This window comes from Streptomyces sp. NPDC005574 (assembly GCF_040605435.1).
Classification (GTDB): domain Bacteria; phylum Actinomycetota; class Actinomycetes; order Streptomycetales; family Streptomycetaceae; genus Streptomyces.
Genome location: NZ_JBEXCW010000018.1, coordinates 57301 through 73514, shown reverse-complemented (window position 1 = coordinate 73514; position 16214 = coordinate 57301). Strand labels below are relative to the sequence as shown.

At 68.2% G+C, this 16214-nt stretch carries 13 protein-coding genes and 1 pseudogene; 1 reads left to right on the top strand and 13 read right to left on the bottom strand.

All coding sequences use genetic code 11. The features are described from left to right. Positions 1–314: 314 nt before the first annotated feature. The 5 genes from ABZT03_RS15095 to ABZT03_RS15075 form a co-directional block, all read right to left on the bottom strand. The gene (locus tag ABZT03_RS15095) at positions 315–1202 is read right to left on the bottom strand and encodes an NmrA family NAD(P)-binding protein (RefSeq protein WP_356038746.1); all 888 of its coding nucleotides are present in this window, start codon (positions 1200–1202) and stop codon (positions 315–317) included. Positions 1203–1266: 64 nt separating this feature from the next. Then, the gene (locus tag ABZT03_RS15090) at positions 1267–2370 is read right to left on the bottom strand and encodes an alcohol dehydrogenase catalytic domain-containing protein (RefSeq protein WP_356038743.1); all 1104 of its coding nucleotides are present in this window, start codon (positions 2368–2370) and stop codon (positions 1267–1269) included. Next, on the bottom strand, positions 2370–3359 hold the full coding sequence (locus ABZT03_RS15085; protein ID WP_356038741.1) for a hypothetical protein: 990 nt from the start codon (positions 3357–3359) through the stop codon (positions 2370–2372). Before ABZT03_RS15085 ends, ABZT03_RS15090 begins: the two co-directional genes overlap by 1 nt. A gap of 96 nt (positions 3360–3455) precedes the next feature. Continuing rightward, positions 3456–4199: a hypothetical protein gene (locus ABZT03_RS15080; protein WP_356038738.1), complete on the bottom strand. Its 744-nt coding sequence runs from the start codon at positions 4197–4199 to the stop codon at positions 3456–3458. A gap of 84 nt (positions 4200–4283) precedes the next feature. After that, entirely contained in the window at positions 4284–4802 is a 519-nt protein-coding gene (locus ABZT03_RS15075; RefSeq protein ID WP_356038735.1) for a fumarylacetoacetate hydrolase family protein, read from the bottom strand. Between the two features lie 333 nt (positions 4803–5135). Here ABZT03_RS15075 and ABZT03_RS15070 point away from each other — a divergent pair, with 333 nt between their 5' ends. Further along, the gene (locus tag ABZT03_RS15070) at positions 5136–6923 is read left to right on the top strand and encodes an FAD-dependent monooxygenase (protein ID WP_356038732.1); all 1788 of its coding nucleotides are present in this window, start codon (positions 5136–5138) and stop codon (positions 6921–6923) included. A gap of 10 nt (positions 6924–6933) precedes the next feature. On the opposite strand, the gene ABZT03_RS15065 is transcribed toward ABZT03_RS15070, so the two are convergent. The 8 genes and pseudogenes from ABZT03_RS15065 to ABZT03_RS15030 form a co-directional block, all read right to left on the bottom strand. Further along, entirely contained in the window at positions 6934–7518 is a 585-nt protein-coding gene (locus ABZT03_RS15065) for a helix-turn-helix domain-containing protein (RefSeq protein ID WP_356038730.1), read from the bottom strand. Positions 7519–7723: 205 nt separating this feature from the next. Next, positions 7724–8417, bottom strand: a pseudogene (locus tag ABZT03_RS15060) (response regulator transcription factor). Beyond that, positions 8414–9697, bottom strand: a complete 1284-nt coding sequence (locus ABZT03_RS15055) for a sensor histidine kinase (protein ID WP_356038727.1) — start codon at positions 9695–9697, stop codon at positions 8414–8416. The pseudogene ABZT03_RS15060 and the gene ABZT03_RS15055 overlap by 4 nt, the downstream one beginning before the upstream one ends. A 27-nt stretch (positions 9698–9724) precedes the next feature. Next, the gene (locus ABZT03_RS15050; RefSeq protein WP_356038725.1) at positions 9725–10564 is read right to left on the bottom strand and encodes an ABC transporter permease; all 840 of its coding nucleotides are present in this window, start codon (positions 10562–10564) and stop codon (positions 9725–9727) included. Then, positions 10561–11508: an ATP-binding cassette domain-containing protein gene (locus tag ABZT03_RS15045; protein ID WP_356038722.1), complete on the bottom strand. Its 948-nt coding sequence runs from the start codon at positions 11506–11508 to the stop codon at positions 10561–10563. Before ABZT03_RS15045 ends, ABZT03_RS15050 begins: the two co-directional genes overlap by 4 nt. A 418-nt stretch (positions 11509–11926) precedes the next feature. Then, positions 11927–12778, bottom strand: a complete 852-nt coding sequence (locus tag ABZT03_RS15040; RefSeq protein ID WP_356038718.1) for an aldo/keto reductase — start codon at positions 12776–12778, stop codon at positions 11927–11929. Positions 12779–13161: 383 nt separating this feature from the next. Then, positions 13162–14124 (bottom strand): amidohydrolase family protein, encoded by a 963-nt coding sequence (locus ABZT03_RS15035; protein ID WP_356038715.1) that lies wholly within the window; start codon positions 14122–14124, stop codon positions 13162–13164. Positions 14125–14656: 532 nt separating this feature from the next. Beyond that, on the bottom strand, positions 14657–16147 hold the full coding sequence (locus ABZT03_RS15030) for an aldehyde dehydrogenase family protein (RefSeq protein WP_356038712.1): 1491 nt from the start codon (positions 16145–16147) through the stop codon (positions 14657–14659). Positions 16148–16214 lie beyond the last annotated feature (67 nt).

Below are 16214 nucleotides of genomic sequence, written 5' to 3'. Positions count from 1 at the left end.
CAGGGCACAGTCGAGGCCGGCCACGGACTCGCGCCGCATGATGGCCCATCAGCGCTGAGAAGCAGGCGGGCACGGCCGCCCGGCACGGCCGATTGTTCCCACGCAGAAGAGCCCTGGCACTACAGCGCAAAAAGATGCCCTCGGTGCCTTCCGCGGAGAGGCTCGCCCGTTCGATGGAGGTGCCCGTCTCGAGGTAGTACTCGCCTCCGTGGTACGTAAAAGATTTCTCGGCGCCGTGGTGGCTTTACGTTGCAGTCGCTGCGCGGGGTGTCTCCCCTGGTTCAGGGGAGACACCCCGACTGCGTCGGGAGCCCTCAGCCTCGCGCGGCGAACGCGGTGGCCGCTTCCGCGAAGGATGTGGGTGCACGGCCGAGCAGCATCCGCAGGACGTTGCTGTTGCCGCGCAGACCGTGCCGGTCATAGTCCTGCCACATGGCGCGCATGTCCGAGGCCCGGGACGCGGAGTCGGCCACTCCCGGCGGGAGCGGTGCGTCCGCCCAGTGCACCGTCCTCGCCTCCAGATCCACTCCTCGTGCCCGCCCGGCGAAGCGCACCGCGTCGGCCAACGTCAGGGCAGGTCCGGCGAGTTCGTAGGTCGCCGAGTCGTGCCCCTGCTGGGAGAGCACCTTGACGCCGGTTTTCCCGAGGTCACGCAAGTCGATGAACGAGAACTCGTTGTCCACGTTGAACGGCACCTCGACTGGGCCGGCCGGGGCCCTCCCCCACGTCGACAGGACGATCTGCGCGAACATCGAGGGCTGGAGGATCGTCCAGTTCAGCCGCGAAGCCCGCACCGCGGCCTCGGCGTTCGCCTTGCGCAGGTGGTGGCGCAGCCCGGGGGTGTGCGGGTGGAGGACCGACAGGTACACGAACCGGCGCGCGCCCGCGTGCTCAGCCGCCGCAAGTGCCCTGATCGCGAGCACGTCTTCCTCCGGGTGGAATGCCGGCGGAATCATGAACACGAAGTCGACGCTCTCCAGCGCCTCACGGACGGTGTCCGGCTTCTCCAAGTCGGCCTCGACGATGTCATCCACGCCCAGGGCAGCGACTCGTTCCCGCCCTGCCGGGCCGTGCACAACGGCCCGGACCCGGAATGGAGATCGCAGCGCGGCCTCCAGCACGTACGTACCGCAGAGCCCTGCCGCCCCGATCACAGCGATCAGGGGCGGCTCCTGGCTGTGTACGGCTTCTGATTCGGACACTTTCCGGCTTCCTCTCACTGTACTGAGGCGACTCCGCGGAGCCGTGACGCGCGCGTGCGCCGGGTCAGGGATTGATCACGGTCATCCACATGGGGTCCTCGACGCGTTGCTGCATTGCGTCCATGGCCTTGAGCGCTTCGGTGAGCGGGAACCGGTGGGTGATGAGTTCGTCTGCCGTGAGGGTGCCCGCCGCGAGCAGACGCAGGACATCCGTCGCGTCCTGGCGGGTGTAGGCGCGCGTGGAGACGAAGCGCCAGCAGTGCATCATCAGGGCGATGGGGGGCAGCGCCAGCGGCGTGGAGTTGCCGCCCATGTGCACGAGTGTGCCGCCGGTGGCCATAGCAGCCATGGCCTGGCCGAGGGCGGGACCCTCCGGGATGAAGTCGATGACGGCATGGGCTCCCCCGGGTGCCAGCTCGCGCAGCCGCCGGGTGAGAGAACCGTCGGTCGACCAGTTCTCGGGAAGTTCGCCGAGCGCGACGACGTCGGTCGGTATGCCGCCGGCGAGCCCCGCGACACGGTGGAGGCGCTCGCTGTCGCGGCCGACGAGGATCAGACGGGCGACTCCGAAGTGCTCCGCGAGTTTGACCGTCGCGGTTCCCATGGTGCCGGTCGCGGCGGTGACCACGAGCGTGGCCCGTTCCGGAAGGTCGGCGCATTTGAGTGCGCGCACGGCGTTGGCGAGATCCTGGACCTTGGCCGCGACGTCGAAGCCGACGGAGTCCGGCAGCGAATCGATCAGCCAGTGCGGGACACGGACGTACTCGGCGAGTCCGCCGTCGTGGTACTGCTCGTACAGAGGCATCGCGGCATCGCCGAAGGCGGCGTGGCCGAGCATGGCCTGCTGGGCGCACATCATGTCCCGGTCGGTACGGCAGTACTCGCACTCACGGCAGTTCAGCAGCGGGTGCACCCGCACCCGGTCGCCGACCGCGTGGCCGGTGACGTCCCGGCCGACGGCGGAGATGACACCTGCGGCCTCGTGGCCGAGTGTGGTGGGCAGGTGCTTGAGCGCTCCCATCCGAAGCAGGCGCATGATGCCCGGCGCCAGGCCGGCGGAGGCGACCTTCACGACCACGTCGAGCGGACCCGGGTCGGGGACGGGCACCTCCTCAAGGACGAGTGCTTCGGCACCCTCGTGCGCACGCAAGGCAAGCATCGTGGCCATCAGCGGACCTCCACGGTGAGGCTCGGGAGCCGTTCCGGCGTGTACGCGTCCGCCGTACGCGCGGTCTCGGCGACCTGGGGCAGTTCCTGGTGCGAGAGAAGACTGACGTAATCACCGGGCTCGGTCACGACGCTGCTGTGGGAAATGCCGAGCGGGATGCGCACGAAATCACCCGGCTCGAGGTCGACGATTCCCCGCTGGGTGACCAGCGTGCGGTGACCATGGGCCTGGTACTGGATCTCGTCGGCATCGAGGGTGCGCCGGTAGCGGCGCTGCCCGCCAGGAATGGTGGTGACCATGCCGAGGCGGATGCGATCGGTCGAATACAGCCAGGTCACGTCCTGACCGGGATCGGCCCGTAGCACCGTCATCCGCCGGTCCTCCTGGTGCACCTGCTCGAGGAGGAGCTGTTCGTCGGCCCCGAAGACGGCGATGTCGTGACCCGCCGCGGCCATGCACTGCGTGATCGCCTCGTTGGTCTCGCCGGGCTGCCAGCCGGGGAACGGCGGGATCATGGCCTCTGACTCCCGCTGGGCCGGTGCGAGTTCGGTGACCGGTGCGGGGATGTAGAACAGCAGGTGGCTGTCCTCGCGGCCGTAGTTGTCGTGGGCGACGCCGCGCGGGATGCGGGAGAACTCGCCGGTCTGGAACTCGATCACACCGAGCTCGGACATCAGCGTCCGCTCGCCGCCGATCTGGTAGGAGATCTCGTCGACGTCGCAATTGCGGTGGTAGAACGGCTGCCGGCCGTCCATTTTCTGCCACTCGACGCGGATCCCGTCGTTCTCGTAGACACCGCGCGGCGGGGCAAACGCCTCCGGCTCGTACTGCTGCGGATAGTGCACCACGGTCAGCGGCTGGTGCTCCCCCCACAACTTGACGGGCACCTTCGGGGGATGCGGCGGCGAGAGCAGCAGGTGCTCGTCGCGGACGATACTGCGCAACGGATGGTCGGAGCCCAGAACCATGACGTCTTCAACGACACTCACGGGGACCTCCTTGTCCTTGAGTGAAGGGGTGGATCGACTCTGGTGACTGGGAAGGAACGCGTGCCGCAGCCCCTTGCCCCAAGCCTGTGGCGGTGGTCACCGCTTGCGGCCCCAGTACATCTCGATGCCCTTCCATTCCATCAGCTGGGGGCTGTCGACCTTGTCCCCGAACGCCTCGCGGATCTGTTCTCCGGAGTAGTAGGGGATGTCGTCCACGGGGACGTGCGCGAAGAGTTTGTCGAACCACTGCCGAAGGTGGACGTCAGAGTTGATACGGGAGGTGAACGTCGTTCCCTTGAGGACCGCTTCGGCCAGCACGATGCGTCGGCCGGGCTTCATCACCCGCAGCAGGTCCGCGGCCGTCTCGTGCCAGTCGTCGGAGTGTTGTGTGGCCTGCAACACGGCGACGCAGTCGTATGCCTCATCGTCCACCGCGTCCGTGTACGACCAGCGCCAACAGCCGATCTGGCCGTTCCGGCCGGGGACCTTGCCCAAGACGGCGTTTCGTCCGTCCTTGATGATCTCCACGGTGTCGATGACGCCGTCCGGCCCCACAATGGCTTGCATGTCCTCCACCCATCCGGCGGGCGCGATGCCCTCACCGATGAGCAGAACCCGGTCTCCGGCACGGAGCTCGAGGAGACCGTAAACGATCTCGGAGATCGGCCGGGCCAGCTCCTGCCAGATGTAGGGCAGACCACCGGCGATGGCCATGGTCATTTCCCACTTCACCCGCTGGTTGACGTCGTGGATCTCCGAGCCGAAACGCTCCTCGTCCCACGGCTGGATGTATTTCCAGGGGTCTCCGCCACCGAAGCTGTCGTCAGCTTGTGTACTCATGTCATGGCCTCCGTAGCCTGCCGGAATCCTGTGATGAGGGCGGCATTTCTCCGGCTGGAATGCCGCCTCGTAGCGCCCTGTCCGTCAAGCACAGATGTTGACGAGGGCGCCGATCCCTTCGATCTCGATACGCACCTCGGTGCCGGACCGCAGGAAGAGCCCCTTCTTGTGGCCGACACCGGCGGGGGTTCCAGTGCTGATCACGTCGCCGGGTTCGAGGGTCGTCTGCCGAGAGAGATAGGAGACCAGCGCTGGAACAGGGGCGTACGCCTCCGCCTCGGACACGTCGGTCGCGCGTCGGCCGATGACGACCGCGAGCTCGCCTTCGTAGTCGACCGCATCGGGGGCTGCCTTCGGGAAGCGGATCCGCTCTCCAGTACCGATGACCGAGGACGGTGCCTTCAGGAAGACGACCGGCTCGGCAGGGCGCGGCGGGGCGTCCGGATCGGGGGTCCGCTCGTAGAACGGACCGTGCCCGAGGACGTGGGTGTGGAAGGCGGCCATGTCGTCGTAGCGCCCGGTCTTGAGCACCAGCTCTGAGAGCTGCAGCGCGACGGCTTGTGTCCCGTCGGGCCCTGCCTCGGTCTGAGGGGTCGTCGTCATCGTGAGGGCCTCCTTGCCCGTCAATCTGTGGGCCGCAACGGCCTTGAGGTGCGGCGCGTGATGCACCGCTGCCCGCGGTCCAGGACGAAAGCACCATCGGGCTGCCGCATATGGGCAGTCACGCGGACGGTCTGCCGTCTACCAGCAGGTCGATCCCGGCAGCGGTCCTCCGTCGAGGGCGTGGTGGTATCCGACAACCAGAGCCAGGCAGCAGCTTCCGGCATCGCTGTGATCAGCGGGAGTCACCAAGATGCTCCCTCTCTCTTGAACGCAAGACGAGCGTAACACCGCACACGAGCTGTCAGAAGTCTTGTGTTTTTCCAGGTCTTCCCTATGACGACATGCTCGTGTAACTCTGACCCCGGTTCAAGAGATGGGACCATGAACACTCCGCCCCTTGCTCAGGAAGGCAGATCTTCAATGTCCGACCAGCACGAGAGAGCCGCATCCGGGCGCGTCCTGGTCGTGGGAGCAGGGCCTGTAGGCCTCGCCCTCGCGACCGAGTTGGGATGGCGTGGTATACCGGTCACCGTGATCGATCAAGGCGACGGTCACGTGCCCTTTCCCGCAGGTGAGGCGATCTTTTCGCGCACCATGGAACACCTGCGCCGCTGGGGTTGCGCGGAAGAAGCTCGCAGGGAGTCCGCACCACCCCCGGACTACCCACACCGAACGGTGTTCGCCACCTCCGCCACGGGGCACGTCCTCACCGACTTCGACTACGGGGTCACCAACCGGTCTGCGGGTGTGTACACCCCGCTGACGCCGGAGGGTCCCGCGTTCCTGTCCAAGTTCTCTTTCGTTCCGTTGCTCGCACGCACGGCCAGCGAACTGACGGGAGTCGAGATCAGGTACGGCACCCGGCTGGAGACAATGGAGCAGGACTCGGAGGGTGTCCTAGCCGTGGTGCGCGACGTGGCGAGCGGCGCCACCGAGACGCTGGCCGGCACGTACCTGGTGGCCTGCGACGGGGGCCGCAGCGGCATCCGTCGGGCGCTCGGCATCGAGTTCGAGGGCATGTTCGCCCAGGGGCACAATTTCGCTGTGCACTTCCGTGCCCCGCAGCTACTGGAACTGCTGCGAGAGCGGCTGGGCGGCCCCGCTGTACAGATCCACACCCTGTCATCGGCACGCAGGCCCTACATCACTGTTGTCAACGGCGTGGACGAATGGCGGCTCTCGGTCTACCTGGACGACGAGCCCGACCCCGACGACGCGATCGCCTGGGTGCACGAGGCCGCCGGGGCGCCGATCGACGTGGAGATCCTCGCAGCACAGCCCTGGAGCGGACACTGCGTCGTGGCCCGCACCTACCGTGACGGGCGGGTCTTCCTCGCGGGCGACGCGGGGCATCTGTTGTGGCCCAAGGGCGGCTTCGGCGCCAACACCGGGATCGGCGACGCCGTGGACCTCGGCTGGAAGCTCGCCGCGACCCTCCAGGGATGGGGCGGCCCGGCGCTCCTGGACAGCTACGAGCAGGAGCGGCGCCCGATCGCCGTCCGTAACGTCACGGAAGCCTCCAGCAACTGGAGGGCCGACGCTCAGCTCGTCCCCGATCCGGTGCTCGACCGCATGGACGCGGAGGGCGAACTGCTGCGACGTGAGGTGGGCGAGGAGATCCGCCGGTCCCGGGCCAAGGAGTTCCGCTGCACGGGGGTCCAGCTCGGATACCGCTACAGCAGCTCCCCGATCTGCGTGCCTGACGGCAGTCCGGAGCCGCCCGACGAGCCGGACGAGTACGTGCCGTCGACGTGGCCCGGCTGCCGCGCACCGCACGTCTGGCTGCCCGACGGCAGTTCGGTACTCGACCACTTCGGACGCGGGTTTACGCTCGTCGTCTCGGGTTCCGCGGACCCGACGCCGCTGGTGCAGGCCGCCCGCGGGTGCGGTGTGCCGTTGACGGTGCTGCGCCTCGCCGACCCGGCCGCCGCCGAGCTGTACGAGCGACCACTCGTCCTCGTCCGCCCGGACGGCCACGTCGGCTGGCGGGGTCGGCAGGCTCCCGCGGATCCCGTCGCCGTGCTCGACATGCTCCGCGGGGCGACGCTCCCGCCCCGGGACGCCAGAGCAGCCGGTGCAGGGCAGGCGATATCAGCGGGAGTCGGGACTCACCTCGGCTGAGGCACCGCGCTCAGCGCTTCCGCCCCTTGGCCGCTGAACTCCTGGCCACGACGGACTCCAGCAGAAACCGGATCATCTCGTGGGCCGGTCTGTTCCAGTCATTGGGCACGTGCGCCCCTTCGAAGACGGCGATCGCGACATCGCGGACGAGCTCGGCATCGATGTCAGGGATGTCGTCGAGGCCGCGCTCGGCCATGAATTCGTCGACCAGTCCGACGATCCAGTTCAGGAAGGTGTTGTGAGCCTCGCGAACTGCCTCCGAATGGGGAAGCCGGTCGTGCATGGCCTGGTGCAGCGGCCGGGAATAGCGCATGTCGGACAGCCCGCGCACCAGGCGGCTCAGCGGGTCGGCACCGGCCTGCTCCTCGTTCAGGATGCGGATCTCGCGACTGAGCATGCGGTTGATGACGGCGGCGAAGATGTGGTCCTTGGAATCGAAGTACCAATAGACGTTGCCCCGGGCCACACCGGCGGCTGAACTGATGTCCGCCATCGTGGTCTTGTCGTAGCCCCTCGCCAGAAAGAGCTCGGTGGCCGCGGCTAGCAGATCACCCGTGCGCTCCTCCCGGGGGATCTGTTGGCGGTTCCGCGGCATCCCGACTCCTCCCATGAGTTCATCACATCTCATGTGAGTCTAGACACCCGGCAGACTGCCCCCCCCTGCCCAGCAGAAGGAGTGCTGTGCCCACCGGGTCCCGGCGAGCAGTCTCTGCGGTCGCCGACGGCACAACAAAAGGCTCCTCACAATCGGCGCTCAGTTCCCAGGCCGATGGCGTCCCTCCAGGCCGCCGCCCGTCGGTTCACTCCACGGTGGGCCGGGCGAGGCCGTGGTCGTAGGCGAAGATCACGGCCTGGATGCGGTCACGCGCGCCGATCTTGGCCAGGACACGGCCGACATGCGTCTTGACGGTGGACTCGGACAGCACGAACCGCTCGGCGATCTCCCCGTTGGTCCAGCCTTTGCCGACAGCCACGAGGATCTCGCGTTCACGGTCGGTCAGCGAGGTGAGTCTGGGGTCCTCGGCTGGTTCAGTTCTGTGGGAGGGAACGTACTGGGCGAACTCCTCCAGGAGGCGGCGGGTGAGGGCGGGGGCGATGACCGCGTCGCCGGAGGCCACGGCGCGGATCCCGGCGAGGAGTTCCTCGGGGCGCGCGTCCTTGAGGAGGAACCCGCTCGCGCCGGCCCTCAGATCCGGCCCTGCGGGCCTCGCGCAGAGCGGCGTGGACGTACTCGTCGAGGTCGAAGGTGGTGAGCACGAGGACGTGGGAGCGGCCGCCGGCGGCGACGATGCGGCGGGTGGCCTCGATGCCGTCCATGCCGGGCATGCGGACGTCCATCAGGACGACGTCCGGGCGCAGTTCGGCCGTCTTGCGGACCGCTTCGGCGCCGTGGGCGGCCTCACCGACGACGTCGGTCTCGGGGACGGAGTCCAGGAGCAGGTGGAATCCGTAGCGTTGCAGCGGCTGGTCGTCCACGATGAGCACGGTGGTCATCGGTCACCACCGCTTCCAGGTGTGAGGTCGAGGACGGCCTCGACGTTCCATCCTGCGCCGGCCGCCGGTCCCGCGCTGACGGTGCCGCCGTACAAGGCCGCTCTCTCCCGCATGCCCACCAGGCCGTGTCCTTCCTCGTTCGGCGGTCCGGACGGTGTGGCCGGACCGGTGTCCTGGGCCCGGATGGTCAGTCGGCTGTCCTCGACGAGGATCGCCAGGTGTACCCGGGTGTGGGTGTCGGCGTGCTTCAGGGTGTTGGTGAGGGCTTCCTGGACGATGCGGTACACCGTCAGCTGCACCCCGCTGTCCAAGGCGTCCACGTCGCCGGAGGTCCGGTAGGCGACCTCCAGTCCCGCGGCGCGCACCGTGGCGCACAACGCTTCGACGTCCGCGATGCCGGGCTGCGGGCTGAGCTCAGGCCCGTCCGGGGAACCGTCCACAGCCTCGCGCAGCACCCCGAGCACGCGCCGCAGCTCGCTGAGGGCCTGTCGGCCGGTGTCGCCAATGAGCTGCAGGGCCTCCTTGCCGCGCTCGGGGGCGCTGTCGGTGGCGTAGGCGCCGGCGTCGGCGAGCGTGATGATGACGGACAGGTTGTGGCCGACGATGTCGTGCATCTCGCGAGCCACACGGGTACGTTCGGTGGCTGTGGCTAGCCTGCTGCGCTGGTCGCGCTCGATCTCCAGCCGGGCGGCCCTCTCACGCAGTCCGGCGAGCTGGGCCCGGCGGATCCGCACCATCAGGCCGAGCGCGAGCGCCGCAGTCGCCGTGCTCAGTAGGAAGAACAGCGCGTCCCAGACGGACACCACCGAGGACGCACGCACCGCGACCAGCACCAGGGCGCCCGCCATCGCCGCACACGCCAACGGCAGTTGGCGCAGCCGCCCGTGCAGGGCCAGGCTGTACAGGGCGACGAAGAGTGCGATGTCCGCGCGCATCGCGGCGCCCATGGACCATTGGAGGACGAACACCGCGGCGATGACGCCGAAGGCCATCGCGGGCGTGCGCCGACGCCACAGCAGGGGCAGTATCAGTCCGGCCTGCAGGGCCAGCATGCCCGCGATGGGCAGGTGAGTGAAGGCGACCCGGACACGGGGCGGGCTGTCGGCGTCGTCCACACCGCCGTGGATCAGGTCGGGCAGGCAGAACATCAGGAAGACCAGGACGACGACCGCGGTGTCCAGCACCCACGGATGTGTCCGGTCGGCCTGCCGCAGCCGCTGGCCGCCCCGGGACAGCCGGGCGACCAGCGGCCCCATCCCGCTGATGTCATCGGTGGTCACGGACGTCACCTGTCGATGGCGCGGGCGTCAGACGTCACTGCGCACGAGCCGGTACGCCGCGCCGCCCAACGCCAGCACCGTCCAGCACAGGAACACCAGCAGTCCTGCGCCCGGCGACAGTGTCGTGGAGTCGTGGGTCAAGGCGAACATTGCCTGCCCTGCGTTGGACGGCAGGTAGGGGCTGATGTCGTCCTGCCAGGAGCTCGGCAGCAGGGAGATCAGTCCGGGGATCAGCATCAGGGTGGCCACCAGGACCGAGATCCCGCCGGCCACCGACCGCAGCAGTGCGCCCAGGGCGGCTCCGATCACCCCTACCAGGCCGAGGTAGAGCCCTGCACCCAGCAGACTCCGCAGGACACCGGCGTGCGAGAGGCTCATAGCCGCGGGCGTGCCCGAGACGATGCCGCTCCCAATCAGGAAGGTGACGAACGCACCCAGCGTCCCCACCACCAGCGCGACCAGCCCGAACACGGCCGCCTTGGACCACAGCACCGGCAGCCTGCGGGGTACCGCCGCGAGCGTCGAGCGGATCATCCCGGTCGAGTACTCCCCCGCCGTGACCAGCACGCCGAGCACGCCCAGAGCCAGCTGTGCAAAGTTCGTACCGAAGAGGGACAGGCTAACGGTCGTCGAATCGGCGAAGTCCGAGTCGAGATTGCCCGAGTCGATCCCCGACTTGTAGCGGCTCGCGGCAATCAAGCCGAAGGCCACTACGAACAGCAGGCCCAGGCCCAGGGTGATCCAGGTCGAGCGCAGAGACCACAGCTTGGCCCACTCCGAGGACAGCACGCGCCGTCCGGTCACCCGGTAGACGGGCCGGGCGGGGGTGGTCCGGGGTTCCTCGGCGGTTGCGGTGAGGGTGCTCATGCGGTCCTCCCGACGGCCTCGAGGGTCTCGATCCCGGTCGTGGAGCCGTGGTACTCCACGGCATCCCTGGTCAGCTCCATGAATGCCTCCTCCAGCGATACGGTCCGCGCGCTCAGCTCGAACAGGGCGATCCCATGCTCAGCCGCCTTCAAGCCGATCTCGCGGGCTGTCAGCCCGGTCACCTGAAGTTCCTCAGAGCCGATCTGTCCGATGACGTCGACGCCCGGCCCGGCCAGGACGTCCCGCAGCCGTGCCGGGTCCTGCGTCACCACCTTCACCGTGTCGCCGCCCGCCTCGCGAATCAGGTCCGCAACGGTCGTGTCGGCCAGCAGCTGGCCCCGCCCCACGATGATCAGGTGGTCCGCCACCAGAGCCATCTCGGTCATCAGGTGCGAGGACACGAACACGGTCCGGCCCTCGTCGGCGAGCCCCTTGAGCAGGTTGCGGATCCACAGCACGCCCTCCGGGTCCAGCCCGTTGACCGGCTCGTCCAGCATCACCGTCTGCGGATCGCCCAGCAGCGCCGCGGCGATGCCCAGCCGCTGGCCCATGCCGAGGGAGAAGGCGCCGGCCCGCTTCTTCGCCACGCTGCCGAGTCCCGCGAGGTCGATGACCTCGTCGACCCGGCTGCCCGGGATGCCGTGCGTCAGCGCGAGTGCCCTGAGGTGGTTGTACGCCGAGCGGCCCGGGTGGATCGACTTCGCCTCCAGGAGGGCGCCGACCTCCTGGAGCGGCGCCTGATGGTGGGCGTAGGGGTGGCCGTTCACGGTGACGGAGCCGCTCGTGGGGGCGTCGAGGCCGACGATCATGCGCATGGTCGTGGACTTGCCCGCGCCGTTGGGCCCCAGAAAGCCCGTCACCGTGCCCGGCTTCACGACGAAGTCCAGCCCGTCGACAGCCGTCTTCTCGCCGTATTTCTTGGTCAACTGCCGTGCGTCGATCATTCGCGTTCTCTCTGTCGGGCTCCGGCGTCCGTCACTTCGACGCCTCACTGGCAACGCTAGGTGCCGAATCACCCGGCCCGGTGGTACCGGGAGGCTGATCTGCGCCGTCCTCGTGGTACCGCGGTACTACGCGCCCACCTGCGGTACTTTCCATCCGCGTCGGCTCCGCGGTGGTCGCAGCAGGCATCCGGTCACCGAGGAGTGCGACCCGCCGACGCCACACTCGGCGCCCCGACACGCGTGGGCGCAGTGGGCCCATTCGTTCCGCGCTCGACCAGGCGTAGCTGACCCTCCGTCACTCACGGCTGGGCCATGAGAAGACGATGACCACGGCCGGGCGCGGTTCGCTGCGCTCACGCCCGTCATCACGACGATGCTGGCGACGGTTGCCCCTGAGACGTTTTGACAGCCCTTGGTGTCAGGAGAGGTCGGCGAGGTCTTCCTCACTGAGGGTGATCCCGGCGACGGCCATGTTGTCCTCCAGGTGTGACAGAGAGCCTGTGCCAGGAATTGCCAGGGTCGCCGGCGAGAAGGCCAGCAGCCAGGCCAGACCGATCTGTGACACGGCGGCGCCGTGCCGGGCCGCGACCTTGGCCAGCCGTTCGTCGTCGAGTTCCCGCCCGCCACCGAGCGGGAAGAAGGGCACGAATGCGATGCCGGCCTCCTCGCAGGCGGCCAACAGCTGCACGTCGTCGCGCTTGGCGGCGTGGAACTGGTTCTGCACCGCCACGACCGGGGCGATCGCGCGAGCCTCCGTGAGATGGGCGGTGTCGACGTTGCTCAGGCCGAGGTGACGGATCAATCCCTCCTCCCGCAGCGCAGCGAGCGCCTCGAAGCGCTCGGCGAGCGACTCTCCGTGCGGGGGCTCCATCCGACCGATGCGCAGGTAGACCAGATCGAGGCGGTCCACGCCCAGGCCATCGAGGTTGGCCTCCACCAAGCCGCGCAGGTCGGCCGGGGTGGCGGCCTGGCGGAAGCCGTCGGGGCGGCGGATAGGGCCCACCTTGGTGGCGATGACCAGGTCGGACGCGTAGGGATGGAGGGCCTCGCGAATCAGGGTGTTCGCGCGCACCGCTCCACCGGCGCTGACGTAGAAGTCGGCGGTGTCGATGTGGTTCACGCCCAGTTCGACAGCGCGGCGAAGAACGGCACGGCCGGTGTCGGGGTCACGGGCCGCTCCTCCCATGCCCTCCCTGGACGGCAAGCGCATAGCACCGAAGCCGAGCCGGTTGACGACCAGGTCGCTTCCTAGTCGGAATTCGTTACTCATGGGCGGCCCATCCTGTACGGCGCCACAACGTGCTGACAAGGAGTGTTATTGATCATGAATTTTCCCACTTTCTCGTGGCCGCCTGCACCGTTCAGCGTCCGTCCTGGGCACGCGTGAGGCCGGAAGGAGCGAAAGCACTGGTGAGGGTTCTGGTCTTGGCCTTGCCCTTTCCGACCACGCACCAGGAGTCCGAGGTCTCGAACCGCCCCCACCCACGCGTTGGGCGGGCTGGGAGGCCGAGTCCTGTCAGCCGGAGTCGGTGCGGGGACGGCTGCAACCTGGGCTGGTTTTCTCCTGCCCAGGACGCAGCGAGTCCGCTCCCCCGTTTCCGGCGGCAGGCGGCAGGCGGCAGGCGGCAGGCGGCAGGCGGCTGGACCAGCGGTTCAGCTTCTGCCGGCGCGGCGGCTGGCAGTCGGGAACAGGTCCCAGCCCCGATGGCCGAGTTGGTCGGCCTCGCCTTCGACCAGCACGCGGGAGTCACGGAGCGCCCGGATATTGGCCGCCAACGTCTCGTCCGTATTGCACGGCGCGCCGCTGTCGGAGCCGTAGACCAGGTGTTCACGCGGGACCATGGCGAGCGCCGGCGCGAGACTGGCGTCGGCTCCCGCGTTGCCGGTGTCCAGGTACAGCCTGGCCAGATGCTCGCGGATCTCATCTTGGGTGATGTTCTGCTGGTTGGGCACCCAGGGCTCCGCCCCCAACTGCCCCAGCCGTCCGGACATCGCAGGCAGTGCTCCACCGGCATGGGCAAGGATCACAGTCAGGTCAGGGTAACGGCGGAACACCCCGGCATAGAGCATGTCGACAACGCTCCGGGCGGTCTCGAACGCCACGTCCATCAAGACGGCAGGGAGGCCGAGTTGCGCCGGCGCGATCGTATTCGGGTGGGCGAAGACAACGGCACGGCGGCGGTTCAGCTCGGCCCACACCGGTTCCAGCCTCTCGTCACCGAGAAACACCCCGTTGTACCGGGCGCTCACGGCGTATCCGTCAGCGTGCAGGTCCGATTGGGCCCGTTCGATCTCGGCCAGCGCCGCCTCAGGATCGTCGGTGGGAAGTGCTGCCAACAACCCGAACCTGGTCGGATGGTCTGCGATGATCTTCGCTCCATAGTCGTTGGAATCACGCAATGCCTGCAGCGAGGGAGTATGGATGTTGCTGAGCAGCTGCATGGCGATACCGGTCCGGTCCATGTAATCCAAGGCGGATTCCGGACTCCAGCCATACGGCTGCGTCGCCAGGAACCGCATGGCGCGCAGGCCTTCCCACTGCTTGAGCCGCTGCTCTTCCGTGAGCGGCGGCAAGAAGTGCGCGTGAACATCCACCCACCCATTGACCAACGTCATGCTTCCTGTCCTTCCGTCAGCACAGCCGTCGACGATCGCGCTCCACGCCATGACTCTGGGCAGCCCCGTCTACCGGAGCGGAGCATTCCGATCTGAACGCGGCACTGGTTCACGTCTGTTCGCTTCGCATCCCGGGCTGACGCCATCGCACTGAAGCCGGCAGATGTGCCGAAGTACCGCTTCCCCCCAGCGTTGGCGGTTGACGGGCACCTGCCTACGGCGGTCATGCATCTGGTTTCCCGTCATGCGCGCGTACGCCGCCGAGGAAGCCACCCATGAGCAACACCATCATTCTGGGGCGGGACAACTTCACGCCCGGCCGCCCTTTCTGACGTTTCTGCCTGGCCAAACGGGCAGACTGCTCGGCCACAACGCCCGCGCAGGGCTGTTGCAAAGTCAGTTGATCTCGTGTCTGGTCAGCGGCCGTGTCCGGGATCTTCCAGGCCCCTCAGTTGGCGGAATCGCGTGTCGAATGCCTGCTCCTGCTGGGACATCCCCTGGCATCCGGACCAGTTCGCACCGAGCAGCTCGTTCACTGGGCTCGTCCGGTGACTTCGAGGGCCGGCGCCCAGCGCGGGATCTCGCCCCTGCCGGAGACCAGCCGGATGTTCTTGCTGTAGCCGTACTCGTGCAGGGTTTGCGCCGAGGTTTCCCTGCCGTAGCCGCTCGCACCGACTCCGCCGAACGGCACGCCCGTGAAGTTCCGGTTGTAGTTGTTCACAAAGACGAACCCGGTATGCAGGGCGCGGCTGACCCGCAGTGCGCGCTCGGAATCCGGCGTGAACACCGCGGCGACCAGGCCGAAGTCGGTGCCGTTGGCGATCTTGACGGCCTCGTCCTCGTCGTGGAACGGGATCATCGAGATGACCGGGCCGAAGATCTCCTCCTGCGCGATGCGCATGTCCGGGCGTACGCCGGTGAACAGCGTCGGCGCGACGTAGAAGCCGCCCGCCAGCTCCGGGTCGTCGGGGAGCGGCGCCTGCGCCGCGATCGTGGCGCCCTCCTGGACGCCTATGTCGATGTAGTCCAGAACCCGCTTGCGCTGGGCCGCGGACACCATCGGACCGATGTGCGTGCCGGGATCGACGCCGTTTCCGACGCGCAGCCGCTTCACCGCGTCGCCGTAGCGGCGTGCCACCTCGTCGTAGATGTCGGCGTGTACCAGGACGCGGGACGCCGAGGTGCACGCCTCACCCTGGTTGTAGAGCCCGCCCTCGATCGCCCACGGCAGCGCCAGGTCGAGGTCCGCGTCCTCAAAGATGATGAACGGGTCCTTGACGCCGAGCTCCATCAGAGTCGGCGTCAGGTTGTCGGCCGCGGTCTTGATGACCGAGACGCCGGTGGTGGGTGACCCGGTGAACGAGATTTTGCCGACGAGCGGGTGGCCGGCGAGCCGGGACCCGATCGAGCCGGTGCCGGGAATGATGTGGACCACGTCGTCGGGCAGGACGGACTGGATGATCTCCACCATGCGCATGGATGAGAGCGGGGCCTGCTCCGGCGGCTTGATGACCACCGCGTTGCCGACGGCCAGTGCCGGGGCCAGCTTGCTGGCAGTGTGAATCGGCGGCCAGTTGAACGGCACGATCGCGGCGACGACACCGTAGGGTTCGAGCACCGTGATGTCCAGCAGACCTCCGCCGTCATTGACCTGGCCAGGCATGGAGTCGCACAGGCTCGCGAAGAACTCGAAGATCCCGATCGCCGCGTTCACGTCCCCGTTGCGCGCCTGGGTCAATGGTTTGCCGTTGTCGCTGCACTCCAGGGCCGCGATCTCGTCGGCGTGCTCGCGCACCGCCTGAGCGATCTTGCGCAGCCAACTGCCGCGCTCGCGGGCGGTGCGGGCCTTCCAGGAGAAGTGCGCGTCGTAGGCCGCCTGTACGGCCTGGTCGACTTCCTTGTCGCCGGCGCCGTGCACGACGGCCAATGGCGCGCCCGTCGCAGGGTTGTCGACGGTGAACTGATCAGCGGCGTTCTTGGAGGACCACCGGGTGCGGATCTCGGGTTGTGACGACTTGGCCACGGTCTTGCTCCGTTCAGGGATGTGCTTGGGTCGACGGCTCGCTCGCACGATGGGGCGGCGGCCGGTC

Coding starts and splice junctions, on each gene's coding strand:
- ABZT03_RS15065 (WP_356038730.1), bottom strand. CDS start 7,518: ATGCCGCGGAACCGCCAACAGATCCCCCGGGAGGAGCGCACGGGTGAT.
- ABZT03_RS15080 (WP_356038738.1), bottom strand. CDS start 4,199: ATGAGTACACAAGCTGACGACAGCTTCGGTGGCGGAGACCCCTGGAAA.
- ABZT03_RS15090 (WP_356038743.1), bottom strand. CDS start 2,370: ATGGCCACGATGCTTGCCTTGCGTGCGCACGAGGGTGCCGAAGCACTC.
- ABZT03_RS15070 (WP_356038732.1), top strand. CDS start 5,136: ATGACGACATGCTCGTGTAACTCTGACCCCGGTTCAAGAGATGGGACC.
- ABZT03_RS15050 (WP_356038725.1), bottom strand. CDS start 10,564: ATGAGCACCCTCACCGCAACCGCCGAGGAACCCCGGACCACCCCCGCC.
- ABZT03_RS15045 (WP_356038722.1), bottom strand. CDS start 11,508: ATGATCGACGCACGGCAGTTGACCAAGAAATACGGCGAGAAGACGGCT.
- ABZT03_RS15040 (WP_356038718.1), bottom strand. CDS start 12,778: ATGAGTAACGAATTCCGACTAGGAAGCGACCTGGTCGTCAACCGGCTC.
- ABZT03_RS15075 (WP_356038735.1), bottom strand. CDS start 4,802: ATGACGACGACCCCTCAGACCGAGGCAGGGCCCGACGGGACACAAGCC.
- ABZT03_RS15035 (WP_356038715.1), bottom strand. CDS start 14,124: ATGACGTTGGTCAATGGGTGGGTGGATGTTCACGCGCACTTCTTGCCG.